The organism is Parapedobacter defluvii (assembly GCF_014642075.1).
In the GTDB taxonomy this organism is placed as follows: domain Bacteria; phylum Bacteroidota; class Bacteroidia; order Sphingobacteriales; family Sphingobacteriaceae; genus Parapedobacter; species Parapedobacter defluvii.
Map to the genome: position 1 here is coordinate 404,724 of NZ_BMIK01000002.1, position 19,421 is coordinate 424,144.

Below are 19,421 nucleotides of genomic sequence, written 5' to 3' on the forward strand. Positions count from 1 at the left end.
ATAATTATTTTTGAATGAATGCAGCAGTCATAACCACGCATGGAGGGCCCGAGGGTTTGGTACTTGCAAAGCGCCCGGTGCCAGTGCCCCTGCATAACGAAGTGTTGATCAGGGTGCATGCTGCAGGTGTCAATCGGCCCGACATTTTTCAACGAAAAGGTCACTATCCTGCGCCTGCAGGTGTGGTGCCGGATATTCCCGGACTGGAGGTAGCGGGCGTAGTAGAAGCGTGCGGCAAGGATGTGACGCGATGGATACCGGGTGATCGGGTATGTGCACTTACGGTGGGAGGAGGATATGCCGAATACGTAGCTGTGAACGCAGCACATTGCCTGCCGGTTCCCGATAATCTCAGTTTCACCGAGGCTGCGTGCCTACCTGAAACGGTGTTTACAGTATGGCATAATGTGTTCCAGCGCGGTAGGCTGGAAGTGGGGGAAGCACTGTTGGTTCATGGAGGTAGCGGTGGTATCGGCACTATGGCCATTCAACTCGGGGTACAATTTGGTGCTACTGTATATGCCACGGCGGGCTCGGATGAAAAATGCCGTTTCTGTGAACAACTTGGGGTGGTACGGTGTGTCAATTACCGGGAAATGGATTTTGCAAATGTGCTGTCGGAAATTCGGATCGATGTGATACTGGATAGCATCGGAGCACCCTATTTTGAGCGTCATGTGTCATTATTGGCGGAGGAGGGTAGGCTGGTATTCATCAACGCCATGGAAGGCAGATATGCTCAACTGGATGTCATGAAGTTGATGCAACGGCGTCTTACGCTTACGGGCAGTACATTGCGGGCACGGGATGCAGGTTTCAAAAGTAACCTTAGGGAATCCATCGAACGACAAGTATGGCCGTTAGTGGAAACAGGAACGCTACGCCCAGTGATATACCAAGCCTTTCCATTGGCACAGGCTTCCGAAGCACATCGGTTGATGGAATCCGGTGATTTTATCGGTAAGCTGGTACTGTTTGTTACCTCATAGTGCAGCTAAACACTTTTAGCATTCTGTTTTACCAATATTTTTCTCATATTAGCACCCGGAACACATTGGTATTATAAACCCATAAACGAATCTCACTGACATGAGGCGATCATTGATTTTATTGTTTACGATAGTTTTGCAGTCGGCGCAGGCGCAGGACGTAACCCACGTAGAACACCCATTGGATTATGTAAATATACTCATGGGCACACAGTCGGTACATTTATTGTCTAATGGAAATACCTATCCGGCCATAGCACGTCCGTGGGGCATGAATTTCTGGTCGCCCCAAACCGGAAAAATGGGCGATGGATGGATGTATATGTACACAGCCGATAAGATCCGTGGATTCAAGCAGACCCATCAGCCTTCTCCATGGATGAACGATTATGGGCAGTTTTCAATCATGCCCATTACGGGAAAGCGTACATTTGACGAGAACGAACGCGCAAGTTGGTTTTCGCATAAGGCCGAAGTAGCGCAACCGAACTATTACCGCGTTTACCTGGCGGATCATGACGTGACAACGGAGCTTACCCCCACGGAGCGGGCTGCGCGGTTCCGTTTTACCTTTCCGGATACCGATAGTGCTTATGTGGTCATTGATGCATTTGATAAAGGGTCGTATGTAAAGGTCATTCCCGGCGAAAATAAAATCATCGGATACACCACCCGTAACAGCGGGGGGGTACCAGACAATTTTAAGAATTATTTTGTGATGGTATTTGATCAACCCTTTGCCAACGTGGGAACGTTCGCTGATTCTGTGCTGGTCGATGACCGGATGGAAATACAGGCCAATCATGTGGGAGCTATTGTAGGTTTCCATATCGGTAACAGGGGTGAGCAAGTGCAGGCCAAGGTAGCTTCTTCATTCATCAGTTTCGAGCAGGCCGAGTTAAACCTGAATGAAATCGGCAACCGCGATTTCGAAACTATCAAGCAGGAGGGAGCCGACCGTTGGAATGCCGAACTCGGAAAAGTTAAGGTGGAAGGCGGCAGCATTGATCAGGTACGGACTTTTTACTCCTGCCTGTACCGGACAATCTTGTTTCCGCGGATGTTCTATGAATACGACGCCAATGGCAATGTGGTGCATTACAGTCCGTACAATGGACAGGTACTTCCCGGCTATATGTTTACCGATACGGGTTTCTGGGACACCTTCCGGGCATTGTTTCCTTTCCTGAACCTGGTTTATCCTGAGATGAACCAACAGATGCAGGAAGGACTCGTGAATGCCTATAAAGAAGGGGGATGGTTGCCCGAATGGGCCAGCCCGGGATACCGCAACATCATGGTGGGCAATAATTCGGCTTCAGTGGTTGCGGATGCATATATCAAAGGGTTGCGGGGCTACGACATTGAGAAGCTGTATGAAGCACTGTTGAAAGGCGCAAACAATCCGGGGCCGATCACAGCTGTAGGCAGGGCTGGTGCGGAATATTACACAACACTTGGTTATGTGCCCTATGACGTTAAAATAAACGAAAATGCAGCCCGTACGCTAGAATATGCATACGATGATTTCGCCATTTATCAATTGGCAAAAGCATTGGGCCGGCCTGCAGATGAAATTGCGCTGTATCGGGAACGTAGCTTCAACTACAAGAAACTATTTGACAAGGAAACAGGCTTGATGCGCGGAAAAAATAAAGATGGTAATTTCCAAAGCCCCTTTAATCCGTTTAAATGGGGAGACGCCTTCACCGAAGGAAATAGCTGGCATTATTCCTGGTCTGTATTTCAGGATGTGGAAGGATTGGCGCAGTTGATGGGCGGACACGACGCTTTTGTGCAGAAGCTTGATTCCGTGTTTTTCCTGCCTCCGGTGTTCGACCACAGCTATTATGGGTTTACCATTCATGAAATCCGTGAAATGCAGATTGCCAACATGGGACAGTATGCCCATGGCAATCAGCCTATCCAACATATGATTTACCTGTACAATTACGTGGGTGCGCCCTGGAAAGCGCAGTATTGGATACGGGAAACCATGGAACGTATGTATCTACCCACACCCGATGGATATTGCGGCGATGAGGATAACGGCCAGACTTCGGCCTGGTATGTCTTCTCTGCGTTAGGTTTCTACCCTGTGACGCCGGCTACCGATGAATATGTGGTAGGGGCGCCGCTATTTAAGAAAGTAACGGTTCAGTTGGGGGAAGGTAAGACCATCGAGATACAGGCACCTAACAACAGCAAGGAGAACCGGTATATTCAATCCGCAACATTTAACGGCAGTACCTATAACAAAAACTACATCAAGCATGATGACCTGGTAAAGGGAGCTGTTATACATTTCGATATGACGGATACACCCAATACAAGCCGGGGCACAAAAACAGAAGATTTTCCATTTTCGCTGAGCCTGGAGGAGAATTGATCTGCAACCAAAAAAAATCATTTCAGGTAAGCCCGTTGATAATTTAACGGGCTTTTGCCTGTTATCTGCTTGAAGTATTTATGGAATCCAGCAAAATTGTGAAACCCGCTTTCATAACAAACCTGTTTAACATTCATGTTGTTTTCGATAAGTAATTTGCAGGCATGCCCTACGCGTATTTCGATGAGAAACTGCGAGAATGTTTTGCCCGTGCGCGACTTGAAATAGCGGCAAAAGGCGTTACTGCTCATACCTGCAATCTCTGCCACCTCATCCAACGCAATCCGCTGCCTGAAATGTTGCAGGGCAAAATCATAAATATTATTGATCCGGTCTTTTTCGCCGTGCTGGAAATGCGGGTTGAAACCGACAGATGACAGCAATTGGATCTCCTTTGTCTGTGCGATGGCCGTAAGTGCTTCAATCAACAGTATGATCCGCTTGGTGCCTTCGGTCGTAATTAACTCTTCCAACAGTTTACGTACCTGAATACGGGCTGCGCCCTGCACGGATATCCCCTGCTTGGCTTGTTGAAGCAGCTGTTTGATGTGCGTATTTTCTGGCAGGTTTAGAAAATCCATGCCCCAGAAATCCTCGTTGAAATGTGCTACACGAACATCCGCATCCGTTTGATTACTGGAATTAAAGTAAGCGCTGTCAAAGCTCCAGTAATGAGGTAAATTGGAGCCAATAAGCACCACATCACCGGATGAAAAATTGCATATGCTGTCCCCGATGAATTGAGTGCCATTCCCTTTTTCAAAATGGATGAGTTCAATTTCCCGGTGATAATGCCAACGGTTGTTCGCATAAGGTATGGTATCCCGCCGTGCGCTGAACGAATGAGCGGGACTGGTGCTTACTTTTAGTAGTTGCGGTTTCATCAGCTTCGTTACGTATGTGTTCAATGCCTGATGAATCTCCATGCTCTTCGCATTTTGTATTGCATACGGACATAGCAGCGTTCCATTCAGTCAAAAGAACATAATATTTAGCAATTCTACCAAAAATACGTTAATATAGTTGAATACATCGCTAGTATGTGCGCAGCTTTTATGTGGGTTGTTTGCTTACTTTGCTTGATTTATATACTAACCGATATCGAAAAACTAGCAATGGCGAAACAGCAATCGATGATTCCGGTGATTTTGGTCACCTCTTTATTTTTCCTTTGGGGATTTGCTCACAACTTGAACCCCATACTGATTCCACACCTGAAGAAGGCCTGCCAATTGTCGGACTTTCAGTCCGCGTTTATTGATTCGGCTTTTTTTATTGCGTACTTTGTCATCGCCCTGCCCGCGGGTTATTTCATGAAACGATTTGGCTACAAACAAGGGATCGTTTTCGGGCTACTGCTGTTTGCCGTCGGCGCCTTTTTGTTTTTTCCTGCCGCCAGTACCCGTGAATATGGTTTTTTCCTTGGCGCCTTGTTTGTCATTGCCAGCGGATTAACGTTTTTGGAAACTGCGGCTAATCCGTATATCAGCGTATTAGGCAGTCCGGAAACTGCCGCCCAGCGGCTCAACCTGGCACAATCTTTCAACGGGCTGGCGGCAACATTAGCCCCCTTCATTGGCGGGCATTATATATTGTCCGGCAAAACGTTGACCGCGGCCGAGCAGACGGCTATGCCTACGGCCGACTTGACTGCCTATCTGCAATCAGAAGCGGATGCAGTTAAATTGCCTTATATCGTGATCGGTGTAATCGTATTGCTGATTGCTTGGGTGGTCCGTCGCACTTCACTACCTGAAATCAACGAAGAAACGCTGTCGCATGACGACCGGTCAATGGGAAAATCACTTTGGTCTAATGGAAATTTTGTATTCGGGGTGATTGCGTTATTTTTGTATGTAGGAGCACAGGTGGGAGTAGTTAGTTTTTTTATCCGTTTTTCAGAACAAGTTGCCGGGGTGCAGGAAAAAGCAGCTGCGAACCTGCTTTCCGTCGCACTGTTAGGCTTTATGCTGGGGCGCTTCGTGGGAACATTCCTCATGCGTTTTATTACACCCGCCAGGTTGCTGGCTATCTTCGCATTGCTCAGTGTTGCCTTTACCCTGCTATCGGCCGGAGTGAATGGCATGTTTGCGGTCTACGCCATGGTGGGGGTTACGTTTCTGATGTCTATCATGTTTCCGACTATTTTTTCACTTGCAATCAGCGGATTGGGTAAAAATACAAAACAGGGATCATCCATTTTGATTATGTCCATCGTGGGAGGGGCCATCGTCCCATTGGCCATGGGGCGGTTGTCCGATTGGTTCGGCATGCAAAGTGCATACGTTGTGCCGGCGGCGTGCTTTTCGGTTGTACTGTTATTTGCATTACGAAATGTAAATAATAAAGTTATTCAGGTTGCTGCGGCACATTAAACAGGGAGATTCGCAGATTTGAAAAAAAATACAAACTTAGTTAAAAATAAGCAGATGAAACGATATGCATTAGCGCTCGACTTGCAAGACGATGAGCAGCTGATCGCTGAATATGAGCGATTGCACCGAAATGTGGCACCTGAAATCCAGCAGTCCATCAAAGACTCGGGCATAACCCGAATGGACATCTACCGATTTGCCGACCGGATGTTTATGATGATCGAGGCCGATGATGACTTTTCGTTTGTCGAAAAAGCCGCAGCGGATGCCAAGAATCCTTTGGTGCAAGCGTGGGAAGAGCTTACCTGGAAATATCAAAAAGCGATACCCGGATCCAAACCGGAAGAAAAGTGGGTGGTCATGAATAAGATTTTTGAACTTAGTAGCACCGGACGCAACGATGGATAGACAGCTATTTTTACGGATACATCCCAATGATAACGTGCTAGTTGCTTTGCAAGACCTTGCGCCGGGCACGGAAATCTCGTTTGAGGACAAGCGTTTTTTGGTGGTAAGTGGGGTAAAAGCAAAGCATAAGTTTACATTGGAACCGTTGGATGAGGGCGACGAAATACGGATGTATGGAGTATTGGTGGGGAAGACCCGTATGCCCCTGCCGCAGGGGGAAACCATTACTACACAGAATATTTACCATGCCGCAAATCCATTTACGTTGGGTGAACGTAAACTTGATTGGAAGCAGCCGGATGTGTCAGCATTCACGAATAGGACCTTCCTCGGATATCACAGAACGAACGGAACGGTCGGTACAGCCAACTATTGGTTGGTTATCCCGTTGGTGTTTTGTGAAAACCGCAATGTGCTGGTAATGAAACGTGCGTTGGAAGAGAAGTTGGGCTACCGAAAACGGTCGCGGGACTACGAACCTGAAGTGGACCGGCTGATTAGTTTATATCAAGAGGGGGCAACGATAGCGGATATTTTGTCTGCAGATATTGAAATTGACCGCGAGCAGGAGGAGGGAAGTCGGCTGTTTGAAAGCGTAGACGGTGTCAATTTTCTAAACCATGAAATGGGTTGTGGCGGTACGCGGATCGATTCGGATGCACTTTGCGGACTGTTGGCCGGATACATTACCCATCCAAACGTCGCAGGAGCTACGGTACTCAGCCTCGGATGCCAACATGCGCAGGCTTCCATACTGCGTGCGGAAATTGAGAAGCGCGATCCGAATTTCGACCGGCCATTGTATATTTTTGAGCAACAACTGATGGGGACGGAAACTAACCTGCTTCAGCAGGCGCTGAAACATACCTTTGCCGGCCTGATGAAAGCCAACGAGCAGCGGCGTGCGCCTGCACCGTTGGACAAACTGTGTATAGGTTTGGAATGCGGAGGTTCAGATGGATTCTCCGGTATTTCGGCCAATCCGGCACTGGGTTACGTTTCGGATATGCTGGTAGCGATGGGTGGCTCGGTCATCTTGTCCGAGTTTCCCGAACTATGCGGTGTAGAGCAGGAGTTGAGCGATCGCTGTGTAGATGAGTCTAAAGCACTGCGATTCATGGAGCTTATGAAAAGCTACAATGCAAAAGCGGAAGCGGATGGATCTGGTTTTTATGCCAATCCTTCTCCAGGCAACATACGCGACGGGTTGATTACCGATGCCATCAAATCAGCAGGAGCTGCAAAAAAAGGGGGTACGTCACCGGTGGTTGATGTAGTGGATTATCCCGGGGTAGCTAATACACCGGGACTGAACTTGCTGTGTACACCGGGCAATGATGTGGAAAGTACCACAGCAGAAGTGGCTGCAGGAGCTAATGTGGTATTGTTTACCACGGGATTGGGTACGCCTACAGGGAATCCCATTGCGCCGGTCATCAAGCTGGCTACCAATACAAAACTGTTTGAGCGGATGCCGGATATCATTGATATCAATTGCGGTACAATCATCGAAGGAACAGAAACCATCGAGCAAAATGCACATCGGATATTGGAATTTGTCATCCAGGTGGCCAGCGGAATTACGCAACCCAAAGCGGTGCGGTTAGGACAGGATGATTTTATTCCCTGGAGAAGGGGTGTGTCTTTGTGAGATGTGAGATATGAGATATGAGATGTGAGATTTGAGATGTGGGATTATTTTTTGTTTCTTTACGGGCGTCAACGCCGCCCTGGGCGGCTGGGAGGTATCCGATTAGATTTAGCAAATTTTAACTGATGTCAAATAAGAGATTAACTGGAAAAACAGCCGTCATTACGGGGGGTGGAAGCGGAATAGGTCGGGCAATCAGCCTGTTATTCGCAAAAGAGGGCGCTTTTGTACACATCCTTGAATTGAATACAGAAGGTGCCGATTCGTTGGTTGACGAAATCAGGGCGTCCGGAGGCCAAGCGAGGGCACATAGCTGCGATGTAAGCAAACAGCAATCGGTATTGGATATAGTGGATGGTATTGGCACCATTCACATTTTAGTGAACAATGCGGGCATAGCGCACGTAGGGGATGTCGAGCATACCAGCGAGGCGGATTTCGACCGTATTTACACGGTCAATGTAAAGGGTGCGTACAACCTATTATATGCGGTCGTACCCCGGATGAAACAACAAGGAGGTGGGGCCATTCTGAATATGGCGTCGATCGCTGCGTTGGTTGGAATCACAGACCGGTTTGCCTATTCGACAAGCAAAGGGGCCATTTATGCAATGACATTATCCATAGCACGTGATTACCTGCACCACGGTATCCGGTGCAACAGCATTTCGCCTGCTCGTGTGCATACACCTTTTGTGGATGGTTTCATCGCCAAGAACTATCCGGGTCAAGAGGCGGAAATGTTTGAAAAACTAGCTAAGACCCAGCCCATCGGCCGTATGGCAAAACCCGAAGAGATCGCTTCGATGGCACTTTTCCTTTGCTCGGACGAGGCTGGATTTATTACCGGAAACGATTATCCCGTAGACGGTGGATTTGTTAAGTTGAATAATTAAAAAATATGAAATTAATCCGATATGGCGATCCCGGCCGTGAAGCAATAGGGGTACAGATTGATGGTGTGAATTATGACGTCTCTGCCTTTGGAGGTGATTATAATGAGGAATTTTTTGAGAATGAAGGGTTAGCAAGGCTGGAGGAATTTGTAAAAGCGAATGAAGGTGATTTTGTCGTTGTTCCCGAAGGCACGAGGTTGGGAAGCCCCATTGCGCGTCCTTCAAAAATCCTCTGCATCGGGCTTAATTACCGGGATCATGCGGCGGAAACCGGAGCGACGATTCCCAGTGAGCCGATTCTTTTTATGAAATCAACCACCTCACTTAGCGGCCCGTTTGATGACATCATAATCCCCAAAAATTCCGCAAAAACGGACTGGGAAGTGGAGTTTGGTGTGGTCATAAGCAAAACAGCCCGTTATGTAAATGCCTCAGATGCGTTTAACTATGTGGCTGGATATGTTTTACATAACGACGTGTCTGAACGGGAATTTCAATTGGAACGGGGTGGTACCTGGGATAAAGGAAAGGGATGTGACACGTTTGCACCAATGGGCCCCTTTATGGCTACCAAAGACGAAATTGCCGATATAAACAATGTGCGGCTATGGCTCACCGTAAATGGCAAGACCTATCAAGATGGAACCACGCGGGATCTGATTTTCGACGTACCATTCATCATCAGTTATGTCAGCCAGTTTATGACGCTGCTACCCGGTGATGTTATTTCCACCGGAACGCCTGCTGGTGTCGGACTGGGATTCAATCCGCCTATATACCTCAAACCGGGCGACGTAGTCGAACTGGGAGCCGATGGATTAGGCACTTCACGTCAGGTGGTAAAAGCATATCAGGGCTAAAAGGCATACAGGGAGGTATGGAGCGAATCGATGCACATCAGCACTTTTGGAAATACCACCCGAAGCGGGATGCATGGATAACCGATGATATGGCGGTTATCCAACGGGATTTTCTGCCGTATGATCTGAAACCGGTTTTGGAGGCTAATGGTGTATCCGGATGCATAGCGGTACAAGCAGACCAATCGGAAGAGGAAACCCTGTTTTTGCTGAACTTGGCTGAGCAAGCCCCCTTTATCAGGGGTGTGGTGGGATGGGTGGATCTGCAGGCGGCCGATGTTGACGGACGGTTGGCTTATTTTCGCCGGTATCCCAAACTAAAAGGATTCCGACACATTGTTCAAGGTGAGCAAGATCCCGATTTCTTGCTTCGTCCGGTGTTTCTCAATGGCGTAGAGGCGTTGGGAAAACGGGGATATACCTATGACCTGTTGGTGAAGCCGCATCAACTGGATGCTGCACTTGAATTTGTCCGCTCTTTACCCAATCAACCCTTGGTAATCGACCATTTGGCTAAACCTTATATCCAAGCCGGAATACGCGAACCATGGGCTACACAGATGGCAGCCATTGCGGAATACGAACACGTGTATTGCAAATTGTCCGGTATGGTTACCGAAGCCGACTGGAAACGATGGAAGCCAGTGGATTTCCTGTTCTATATACAACATATACTTCAGGTATTTGGTCCCCGGCGGGTTATGTTCGGGTCTGATTGGCCGGTATGTTTAGTTGCAGCAGACTATGCACGGGTAGTCGAATTGGTAGCGGAGGCAATCGACAGTTTTACGGATAGCGAACAACAGATGGTATGGCATCAATCTGCAACCGATTTTTATGGATTACTAAGTATATAAGCTAATATGGATCTGAAGTTGAACGGCAAAGTTGTAATGGTCACGGGCGGGGCCAAAGGGATTGGCAAGGGGATTGTGTTGGCATTGGCGGCGGAAGGAGCTATTCCCGTAATTGTGGGGCGGAGACAATCTGACAATCGACTGGTGCAGGAAGAAGTTGAATCAGGAGGCGGGAGGGCATACTGTGTCGAAGCTGAATTGACCCGCGCGGAAGAATGTGAACGGGCTGTCAGGGAAACCTTGGCCGAGTTTGGACGCGTGGATGGCTTAGTAAACAACGCGGGGGTAAACGACGGAGTGGGGCTGGAGAATGGGAATTACCAGAAATTTGTAGACAGCCTTCATAAATCGCTTATCCATTACTATCTGATGGCACATCATGCACTCCCGGCATTGAAGAAGAGCAGGGGGAGTATCGTGAATATTGGTTCTAAAACCGGGGAAACCGGGCAGGGAAATACATCGGCTTATGCTGCTGCCAATGGTGGGCGTAATGCGTTGACACGTGAGTGGGCGGTAGAATTATTGAAATATGGTATCCGGGTAAATGCAGTGATTGTAGCAGAATGTTACACTCCACTGTACGATACCTGGATTAAAACTTTGTCCAATCCAGCCGAAATCCTTGAAAAAATTACGCGGCGTATTCCGTTGGGCAACCGGATGACCACCGCAGAAGAAATAGCAGATATGGTGACATTTTTGCTGTCTGAACGGTCGAGCCATACGACAGGTCAATTAATCCATGTGGATGGAGGATACGTACATTTGGATCGTGCAATTGATTGATAATCAATTTGCTTGTTATTCAATTACAACACCCATTTTGCTGAACTTTTCAATGCGTTCAGCAACCAGTTGGCTCGCTGGCCGGGCTTTCAGGATGGCCAAGTCGGTAAGCAATTGCTGTTTAACAGATGATGCAATTTCCGTCGGATTATGATGTGCTCCGCCCAAAGGCTCCCGGATAATGCCATCAATGAGGCCGTTTTTCAACATATCATCGGCCGTCAATTTCAGCGCTTCGGCCGCCCTTTCCTTGTAATCCCAGCTTCTCCAAAGGATTGATGAGCACGATTCGGGGGATATAACAGAATACCAGGTGTGTTCGAGCATGTATACGCGGTCGCCTACACCGATGCCCAACGCGCCACCCGATGCCCCTTCGCCGATGATAACACAGATAATAGGTACTTTCAATACCGACATCTCCATTAAATTGCGGGCAATTGCCTCACCCTGCCCCCGTTCCTCTGCTTCGATACCCGGGTAAGCACCCATCGTGTCGATCAGCGTGATTACCGGCTTATTGAATTTTTCTGCCAATTTCATCAACCGCAATGCCTTCCGATACCCTTCGGGATTGGCCATGCCAAAATTGCGGAACTGCCTTTCTTTGGTGTTTTTACCTTTTTGATGGCCGATAATCATAACCGACTGACCGTCTATCGAGGCAAAGCCACCCACAATTGCTTTGTCGTCCTTTACATTTCGATCCCCGTGCAGTTCGATGAACTCGTCGCAGATTTGATTGACATAATCCAACGTCTGAGGTCGGTCCGGATGCCTTGACATCTGTACTTTTTGCCAACCGGTCATGTTGCTGTATATTTCATGCTTGGTTCTTTCCAATTTTTCCTGTAATTCAGCCAGCGTAGCGCTCATGTCCACTTTGGTTTTTTCGGCAACCTGGTTTACTTTGTCAATCTGCATTTGCAGATCGGCAATCGGCTTCTCAAAATCAAACGTTGTCTCCATATGGGGTTGTTTGCAAAATTAGTGCGCTAAGTTAGGGAATTGTATCGCTTTTTTAAAATGTGATTGGTAGGGCGGTCGGTGGTCAGTGGTCGGTGTTCGGTGGTCAGTGTTCGGTGTTCGGTTTGCCATCACCGTTCACTCATCACCGTTAATGGCTTGGTTTTTGCGAGGATTTCTTCGGTTCAAAACGATCAACAGTATTCACTGAGGCTTATGGTTAGAAATATTACCCTGTTTTTTTTAGTTTTTCTGAAAAGCATACTGCTAGCGACAGCCGACACCTATCCCGAGGTTTTGTTCGAAAACAGTATATTGAACGGAAATTATGCGTATAGCCAGGTAAATCATGAAGCCGGTAGTTGGGTGGAAAATGTGAGTGGGAAATTGCCTGTTTCGGATTCTGTGTTTTTTACACCTGGCAATGCCTTATCGCTCAAATACATATCCGTTGCAAATGGTGCATGGTGCGTACAGGTCAATTATCCCCCTGGCTCGCGCTACTATCAATTCAGGGCAAATGATGTCCTCACATTTAAGTTGTTTGTGGCTTCCAATACAGCGATCAATGCATTGCCTCATGTACGATTGACACAAAAAGACAAGACGAGTGTTGCGGTAGATTTGGCGAAATACATTACTGATTTTCAGTCAAACATGTGGTTGAATGTGCAGATACCGTTGCATGATATCCAGGGTTTGGATGCCGATACGCCTGTTTATGGCATGCAATTTTTGCAGGGAGAAGCAACTGAGGGAACCCATTGGCTTTATGTTGATCAGATTGAATTTCTACCGGCTAATCCACCGCGCGTAAAACTTTCTTCACCGGCGGTGTTATCCACCGCCGTGGCTTACGATCGGCATGTAGACTTAACATGGCAATTGCCATTGACACCGAGTATCCGTTATATAAAAATTTATCGGTCGGAGGATAACGAGCATTTCCATCCCGTCGCTATCCGGCCCATTTTTGTACAGAAGTGTACGGATTTCGTACCTTATTCTGACCGGAAATATTATTACAAAATTGCCTGGGTAGACTATGGCTATCTTGAATCGCCATTTTCTAATGTATTGGAAGCTTCCCCAAAAACAGGCAGTGATGAGAAAATGCTGGATTTCATTCAGGCTGCACATGTCAATTACTTTGTGGAACGGACGGAAATAAACAGCGGTATGCATGCGATTCATTTCGGCGTAGACGATGCAACGGTATCGGTAAGGGAAACCGGTCTTAGCATACTGGCTTATGTAGTGGGGGTCGAGCGTGGAATCATATCCCGGACGTCGGCTATTGGCAGGCTTCAACGGATGGTGGATTTTTTGGGTAATGTAGAGCGATATCACGGCGCTTTTCCTGAAAAGATAGATGGACGTACGGGAAAAGGAGTCTTTACGACCGATACCGTACCAGAAGGCGATTTAAAGGCTACGGCATTTTTGATGCAAGGGTTGCTTGTGGCACAGCAATATTTTCAGGCAGACAGCGCAGAAACGGGATCATTAATGGAAAAGATCGATTCCTTATGGAATACGGTTGAATGGGATCGGTTTGTTATGGAAGGACAGGAAAATATCCTTTTGGATCGCTGGTCGCCCACGGTCGGATTCAAAGATGCCTCACCGCTTGGCGGCTTTGGAGAGGATTTTATCTGTTATGTGCTTGCGTTGGCCTCGCCCCAACACCCTATTCCGCGCGATGCTTACACAACGGGGTTGGGGCTCGGAAGAAAACTTGCCGACTCAACTCACGTAATGGAATTGACCAACAACCCATCGTTCTCCGTTAAGCTCCATACGACCGGTGGCAGTGCTATGCCTCGTTTTATTGAGTTTCCGTATGCAAATGATACAACCCTGTATAGTCTTCCCGTCACCGTCGGATCCATAGATACATCCTTACTAGAGGCCTATAAACCTTTTTTGGCTTTTGACCCCCGCGCGAAGCGGGATACATTTGCCAATTATTTTGTCAATAACATCAATCTTACCAATGCTTACAAGAATCGCGATAAAGAAAAAGGATATGGAGGATTTTCACGGGATATTTGGGGTGCTGAAATTTTGGTGGATTCGTTGGATACGGTTTGTACCGTGAACCCCGCTATTGCATGTGCCAGTTACGCATACCTTCCTCAGGATGCAATACAATCAATGAGGGCGTTTTACGACCGTTTCGGTGATGCATTGTTTACCGAATATGGGTTTCGTAGGAGGATTGACATCGATGATAATGCGGTGGCCGATGCATACGATGCCGAAAATCAGGCAGCTGTGGCAGTTATGATCGAAAATGGCCGCAGTGGATTGGTTTGGGACCTGTTTTCCAGCAATCCGGGAATACAGAAGGTTGTTGAAAATTATTTTAGTACTGAGTAAATTTTTTATTTTTATAGCTTCATAGGTAGACATGAAATTCTATACCCTTTTTTCATCGGTTTCGTTGGTACTGGTAATATCGCTGGCCGCCAGTTCCTGTAAAAACAAGCAAATAGCTGTCAATCCCGGTGCGCAGGTAACCATTGACGGGACCAAAGACGGCTTGAAGCACGTACAGCGTGATTTTGAAGATGCTGCGGTGACCGATAGGGGTATCGTGGTTACGTTTGATTCCGATGTGTTGTTTCCACTTAACTCTTCCTATTTGACGGATCAGGCAAAAAGCGAACTTGATAAATTGGTCAAGTTACTGGATGATTATCCCGGTGCTTCATTGATTGTGGATGGACATACCGATGCGACGGGTACTGAGGAATATAATCAATGGTTGTCCGAAAAAAGGGCAGAATCCGTGAAAAAATATGCGGTAGGAAAAGGGCTTGCAGAAAACCGGATTACAACACACGGGTATGGTCAAAGCAAGCCCATTGCACCCAATAATACCAAAGAAGGCAGGCAGCAGAACCGCCGGGTGGAAGTCACAATCGTAACCGATAAGAAGAAATGAGTTAGGCCAGCACGTTCAGCTCGCTGGCTTTAATGGATTGACCATAGAATCTTCCTGCTTTTTCTTCAAAAGCAACCGCATTGTCCGTAGTGAAAAATTGAATGCTTCCGCCTTTTGTGCAAAGAGCTTCTATGTCAGGATGCCTCGTTAAGTAGTCTGCCAAACTATTGGCGACCAATTTTCCTTGGGCCAATACTTGAATATGGGGTGGAACAAAGCGCTTGATGAGCGGCAGAAGCAACGGATAATGGGTACAAGCCAAGACGATTGTATCAATATTTGGCGATTGTTTGAGCAGGCGTTTCATATCCATTTCCACAAAGTAAGCCGCTCCCTCCGAATCCAATTCATTGTTTTCAACCAAAGGGACCCATAGTGGACAGGCTTGCTGGTAGACCGTTATGTCGGGAAAAAATTTCCGGATTTCAATGGGGTAGGAGGCCGACTTGACGGTACCCGGTGTTGCTAAAACACCTACATGCCGTGTATGCGTATAATTACCGATCACCTCTGTGGTCGGCCGGATGACACCCAATACCTTGCGAACATCGGAATGGAGTGGGAGGTCATGCTGCTGAATGGTACGGAGCGCTTTTGCAGAAGCCGTATTGCAGGCTAATACCACAAGATGACAATTCATGGCAAAAAGTTTTTCCACACATTCTTTGGTATACGCATACACCGTTTCGAACGATCGTGTGCCATAAGGTACCCGGGCATTGTCTCCCAGATATATGTAATCGTATTGGGGTAATTTAGCCACGATTTCCCGGAATACGGTCAACCCACCATAGCCTGAATCAAATATTCCTATTGGTCCCATGTTTTAATTGTGTTCGGTGGTGAGTAGTCGGTAATCACTCACCACCGGTCAACCCATCACCGATCCTACTTCAGCAAATATGGCTTTTCTTTATAGGTTTTCCATAAAAATTCACCAAATAGTGTATTCGCCCAGGCAAACCATTTGCGTGTGAATTTTTTAGGATCGTCCTTATGAAACGATTCATGCATGAATCCGGTATCGCCATGCGTGTTTTTCAAGGTTTCGATGCAGGCTTTTATCTCGTGATCGTCCGTGGATGTCAACCCTCGCATCGTAATGGCCATAGGCCAGATCATATCGCGACCGATGTGAGGGCCTCCAATGCCTTCTGCAGCAGAACCCTTAAAGAAAAACGGATTGTTTTCCGACAGCACAAAGGCGCGCGTACGTTGGTATACGGCGTCGTTGACATCTACTGCACCCAAATAGGGCAACGACAGGAGGCTGGGAACATTTGCATCGTCCATTGTAATGAAGCTTCCGAATCCGTCCACTTCGAATGCGTAAATACGGCCGTGTGCAGGGTGATCGATGATACCGTATTCGTTGATTGCTGTTTCTACTTCACCTGCCAAATTAAGCATCTCTTCGGCCAGTTCCCGTTCGTTGGCCACCTGTGTAAGCAGAGTCGCTGACTGCCGCAAACTGGTTACCGCAAATAAGTTGGAAGGTATCAGGAATGAGAGCAACGTGGAGTCATCGCTTGGCCGGAAGCCTGAGCAGATCAAACCGACCGGATTGACCGGATAACCGTATCCATCCACTTGGAGTGTATCCGAACCGCGCGCTGTAGTGCGCTCGAAGCGGTAAGGCCCCAAGCTCTCTTTACGCTGCTGTTCTTTGAATGTTTTGAGAATATTGCGCTGTGCAGCAACCCACTCCGTATCAAAAGGAGATTTATCGCCCGTAGCGCTCCAATATCCGTAAGCAAGACGTATGGTGTAACAAAGGGAATCGATTTCCCATTTACGTTCATGGATGCCAGGTTTCATGTCTGTGTGGTCGCTCCCCCATTCGCCCACACGGGAGGGGTCGTTGTAGAACGCATTGGCGTAAGGATCGATGTTGATGCACTGGCTTTGCTTGTTGACCAGTCCCGCAACCAGTCGTTGTAATTTGCTGTCTTCCTTCATAAAAGGTAGGTAGGGCCAAACTTGTGCACAGCTGTCACGGAGCCACATTGCATCGATATCACCGGTGATGACATACGTATAAGGCTTTCCATTCTTTTCTTCCGGAAATACCGTCGTATCCAACGTGTTGGGGAAGCAATTGCCGAATAACCAGCCCAGTTCCTTGTCTTTTACATGTTGCTGAAAAGCCTTGATAGCCTGTTCTATGGACTCACTGGAAAAATGCCGTTGGCTTTTCGGTACACGGACTACCGGATAGTCTGGTTTAGCAGATGCAAGTGAAAGGTTGCCGGCCCACATTCCCGTGCCTAATACGGCAGCATGCTGAATGAATGTTCTTCGTTTCATTAGAAATAATTATTGAGTCGTTATTTGTTGTTTAACGGCCTCAATGAGACCGTTTCGCTAAGTTTGCTTTTAGGGGTCTAATGGAACCTGTCTTTTCGAAAAGAAAGTGTATTCCCTATTTAATGATAGTCTATCTATTCAGCCTGCAATATGCAAAAAAAATGAATACAAATATCTGCATATTCGTTTTAGCAGGTTTATTTTTGATGTTTTTAATACTTTTAACAGGTAAATTTTGCTTCCGGTTATTAGGAATGGCTTAATTCTTGGTGAGCAATGCTATCTTTGCTGACTGATTTTTTATGTTTTTATGTAATGATAAGTCTTGTATCCGTTAGAGGGTTGCAATTGGCTGCTTTGGCAACGCTTTGCTGCGGTGTGCCGCATGTAGGGGCGCAGTCCGCTTACCAACCCTATTCCTATCATTTCTATCAAAAGATGAACGATGTGCTGTATGATTCAGATACGCGGTTGCATACGTCCTTGAAACCTTTGATTATCGATAGCGCCTTGCAGCCTCGGTATGAATCACTGATGCGGTTGAGAGAGCGGGGGCAGCTTTCTTGGGGGGAGCGCAAGCTTTACAACGAACATTTGATAGAAGTAAAGAAAGCAACTTATACTTTCTATGCCGATTTCCTGCCCGATTTCCAGATCGGTCGCGATTTTGCCGGCTCAGGGCGCACCACTTGGGTAAATACCCGGGGCGCACAGGCCGGTGTAACCATTGAAGATAAGTTTTCGGTATACGTTAATTTCTTTGAAAACCAGGCAGTGTTTCCCGCCTATTTAAACGAGTACGTCTTTGAGCAAGCCATCGTTCCCGGACAGGGGCATGGGAAGACTTCGTATTCCAATCCGAAAATAAGCGATTGGATGTATTCATCGGCGGTCGCGTCTTACACTGTAAACCAATACCTCAACATTACATTGGCTTATGATAAGCATTTCATTGGCGATGGGTATCGTTCGCTATTGCTTTCGGATGCCTCATCCAACTATACGGCATTGAAGTTGACAGGGAAACTGGGGAATGTCCAATATATGAGTATGTGGACCTATATGATGGACCCGGTTCATCCACGATCGTATACCTATGACCCTATTACTGGGCTGCCCACCCGGGGAGGAGATAATTGGAAATGGGGCGCTTTTCAGTATCTCGACTGGAACGTGGATAATCGATTCTCGATCGGCCTGTTTCAATCAGTCATATGGGGAGCTAGAAATGCTGCTGGACAGAGGGGCTTTGATTTCAATTACTTCAATCCCATTATTTTCATGCGGCCGGTTGAGTTAACCAATACTTCTTCCCCCGATAAAATGCACCTCGGATTGAATGCAAAATACAAAGCGTTGAAGAACCTGTCGGTATATGGGCAATTTCTACTGGGCGAATTTGTGGCCAAGAATTTCTTTTCTACCAATGGACACGTAACCAATAAATGGGGAGCTCAGTTCGGTTTTCGTGGGTATGATGCGTTCGGTGTTAAAAACCTCAATTTCCTGACTGAGTACAATACAGTCCGTCCGTATACCTATGCACATTTTGATCCTGTGAGCAATTACAGTAACTATGGGCAGCCTTTGGCTCATCCCTGGGGGGCTAATTTCAGGGAATTGGTTGGCATATTGAACTATTCCTATGGACAGTTTGATTTTTCTTTTCAGGGCACTTGGGGGCAATTTGGGGCCGATCCGGATTCGGCCTCTAATTTTGGAGGCGATATATTCAAATCGTATTTGACACCGATAAACGAATATGATAACTACATCGGCCAAGGCATAAAAAATACACTGCTATTTGCGGATGGCCGGATATCGTATCTTCTCAATCCCAAATATAACCTGAGGATAGAAGCAGGTGCTACTTATCGAAGGCATGGTATTCCCGAAAAGGGATCGCATCATCAGACCGGCATGTTTACCCTGGGTTTACGGTCTTCCTTCCGTAATTTTTATTACGATTTTTGAATCAAATCGA

16 protein-coding genes are annotated in these 19,421 nt (G+C 47.1%); 12 read left to right on the forward strand and 4 right to left on the reverse strand.

Translation table 11 applies throughout. The annotated features are described in order from the left end of the window. Positions 1-14: 14 nt before the first annotated feature. Both IEX60_RS05535 and IEX60_RS05540 read left to right on the forward strand, forming a co-directional pair. On the forward strand, positions 15-989 hold the full coding sequence (locus IEX60_RS05535) for an NAD(P)H-quinone oxidoreductase (protein WP_188748298.1): 975 nt from the start codon (positions 15-17) through the stop codon (positions 987-989). Positions 990-1,089: 100 nt separating this feature from the next. Continuing rightward, positions 1,090-3,378, forward strand: a complete 2,289-nt coding sequence (locus IEX60_RS05540; RefSeq protein WP_188748300.1) for a GH92 family glycosyl hydrolase — start codon at positions 1,090-1,092, stop codon at positions 3,376-3,378. Positions 3,379-3,395: 17 nt separating this feature from the next. Here IEX60_RS05540 and IEX60_RS05545 read toward each other — a convergent pair whose 3' ends face one another. Beyond that, entirely contained in the window at positions 3,396-4,304 is a 909-nt protein-coding gene (locus tag IEX60_RS05545) for an AraC family transcriptional regulator (RefSeq protein ID WP_308420735.1), read from the reverse strand. A 189-nt stretch (positions 4,305-4,493) separates the two neighbouring features. On the opposite strand from IEX60_RS05545, the gene fucP reads away from it, so the two are divergent. The 7 genes from fucP to IEX60_RS05580 all read left to right on the forward strand — a co-directional run bounded on the left by fucP (position 4,494) and on the right by IEX60_RS05580 (position 11,214). Next, positions 4,494-5,753, forward strand: a complete 1,260-nt coding sequence (gene fucP, locus IEX60_RS05550) for an L-fucose:H+ symporter permease (RefSeq protein WP_188748302.1) — start codon at positions 4,494-4,496, stop codon at positions 5,751-5,753. A gap of 54 nt (positions 5,754-5,807) precedes the next feature. Further along, complete coding sequence (locus IEX60_RS05555; protein WP_188748304.1) at positions 5,808-6,161, forward strand: L-rhamnose mutarotase; 354 nt, start codon at positions 5,808-5,810, stop codon at positions 6,159-6,161. Next, positions 6,154-7,812, forward strand: a complete 1,659-nt coding sequence (locus tag IEX60_RS05560; protein ID WP_188748306.1) for a UxaA family hydrolase — start codon at positions 6,154-6,156, stop codon at positions 7,810-7,812. Before IEX60_RS05555 ends, IEX60_RS05560 begins: the two co-directional genes overlap by 8 nt. 125 nt (positions 7,813-7,937) lie before the next feature. Further along, complete coding sequence (locus IEX60_RS05565) at positions 7,938-8,708, forward strand: SDR family NAD(P)-dependent oxidoreductase (RefSeq protein ID WP_188748309.1); 771 nt, start codon at positions 7,938-7,940, stop codon at positions 8,706-8,708. 5 nt (positions 8,709-8,713) lie between these two features. Next, positions 8,714-9,568 carry a fumarylacetoacetate hydrolase family protein gene (locus IEX60_RS05570; protein WP_188748311.1) on the forward strand — a complete coding sequence of 285 codons (855 nt, stop codon included), beginning with the start codon at positions 8,714-8,716 and terminating at the stop codon, positions 9,566-9,568. Between the two features lie 17 nt (positions 9,569-9,585). Then, the gene (locus IEX60_RS05575; RefSeq protein ID WP_188748313.1) at positions 9,586-10,425 is read left to right on the forward strand and encodes an amidohydrolase family protein; all 840 of its coding nucleotides are present in this window, start codon (positions 9,586-9,588) and stop codon (positions 10,423-10,425) included. A 6-nt stretch (positions 10,426-10,431) separates the two neighbouring features. Continuing rightward, positions 10,432-11,214, forward strand: coding sequence for an L-fucose dehydrogenase (locus IEX60_RS05580; protein ID WP_188748315.1), 783 nt, complete (start codon positions 10,432-10,434; stop codon positions 11,212-11,214). Positions 11,215-11,229: 15 nt separating this feature from the next. On the opposite strand, the gene IEX60_RS05585 is transcribed toward IEX60_RS05580, so the two are convergent. After that, a complete protein-coding gene (locus tag IEX60_RS05585) occupies positions 11,230-12,183 on the reverse strand; it encodes an acetyl-CoA carboxylase carboxyltransferase subunit alpha (protein WP_188748317.1) in 954 nt (317 codons plus the stop codon). Positions 12,184-12,396: 213 nt separating this feature from the next. Between IEX60_RS05585 and IEX60_RS05590 the strand changes: the two genes are divergently transcribed. Both IEX60_RS05590 and IEX60_RS05595 read left to right on the forward strand, forming a co-directional pair. Further along, entirely contained in the window at positions 12,397-14,562 is a 2,166-nt protein-coding gene (locus IEX60_RS05590) for a glucoamylase family protein (RefSeq protein WP_188748319.1), read from the forward strand. Between the two features lie 31 nt (positions 14,563-14,593). Next, on the forward strand, positions 14,594-15,130 hold the full coding sequence (locus IEX60_RS05595; protein ID WP_188748321.1) for an OmpA family protein: 537 nt from the start codon (positions 14,594-14,596) through the stop codon (positions 15,128-15,130). A 1-nt stretch (position 15,131) separates the two neighbouring features. Here IEX60_RS05595 and murI read toward each other — a convergent pair whose 3' ends face one another. Both murI and IEX60_RS05605 read right to left on the reverse strand, forming a co-directional pair. Further along, positions 15,132-15,953 carry a glutamate racemase gene (gene murI / locus IEX60_RS05600; protein ID WP_188748323.1) on the reverse strand — a complete coding sequence of 274 codons (822 nt, stop codon included), beginning with the start codon at positions 15,951-15,953 and terminating at the stop codon, positions 15,132-15,134. A gap of 65 nt (positions 15,954-16,018) precedes the next feature. Next, complete coding sequence (locus IEX60_RS05605; RefSeq protein WP_188748325.1) at positions 16,019-17,437, reverse strand: glycoside hydrolase family 125 protein; 1,419 nt, start codon at positions 17,435-17,437, stop codon at positions 16,019-16,021. A 315-nt stretch (positions 17,438-17,752) separates the two neighbouring features. Here IEX60_RS05605 and IEX60_RS05610 point away from each other — a divergent pair, with 315 nt between their 5' ends. Next, a complete protein-coding gene (locus tag IEX60_RS05610; protein ID WP_229717436.1) occupies positions 17,753-19,411 on the forward strand; it encodes a gliding motility protein RemB in 1,659 nt (552 codons plus the stop codon). Positions 19,412-19,421 lie beyond the last annotated feature (10 nt).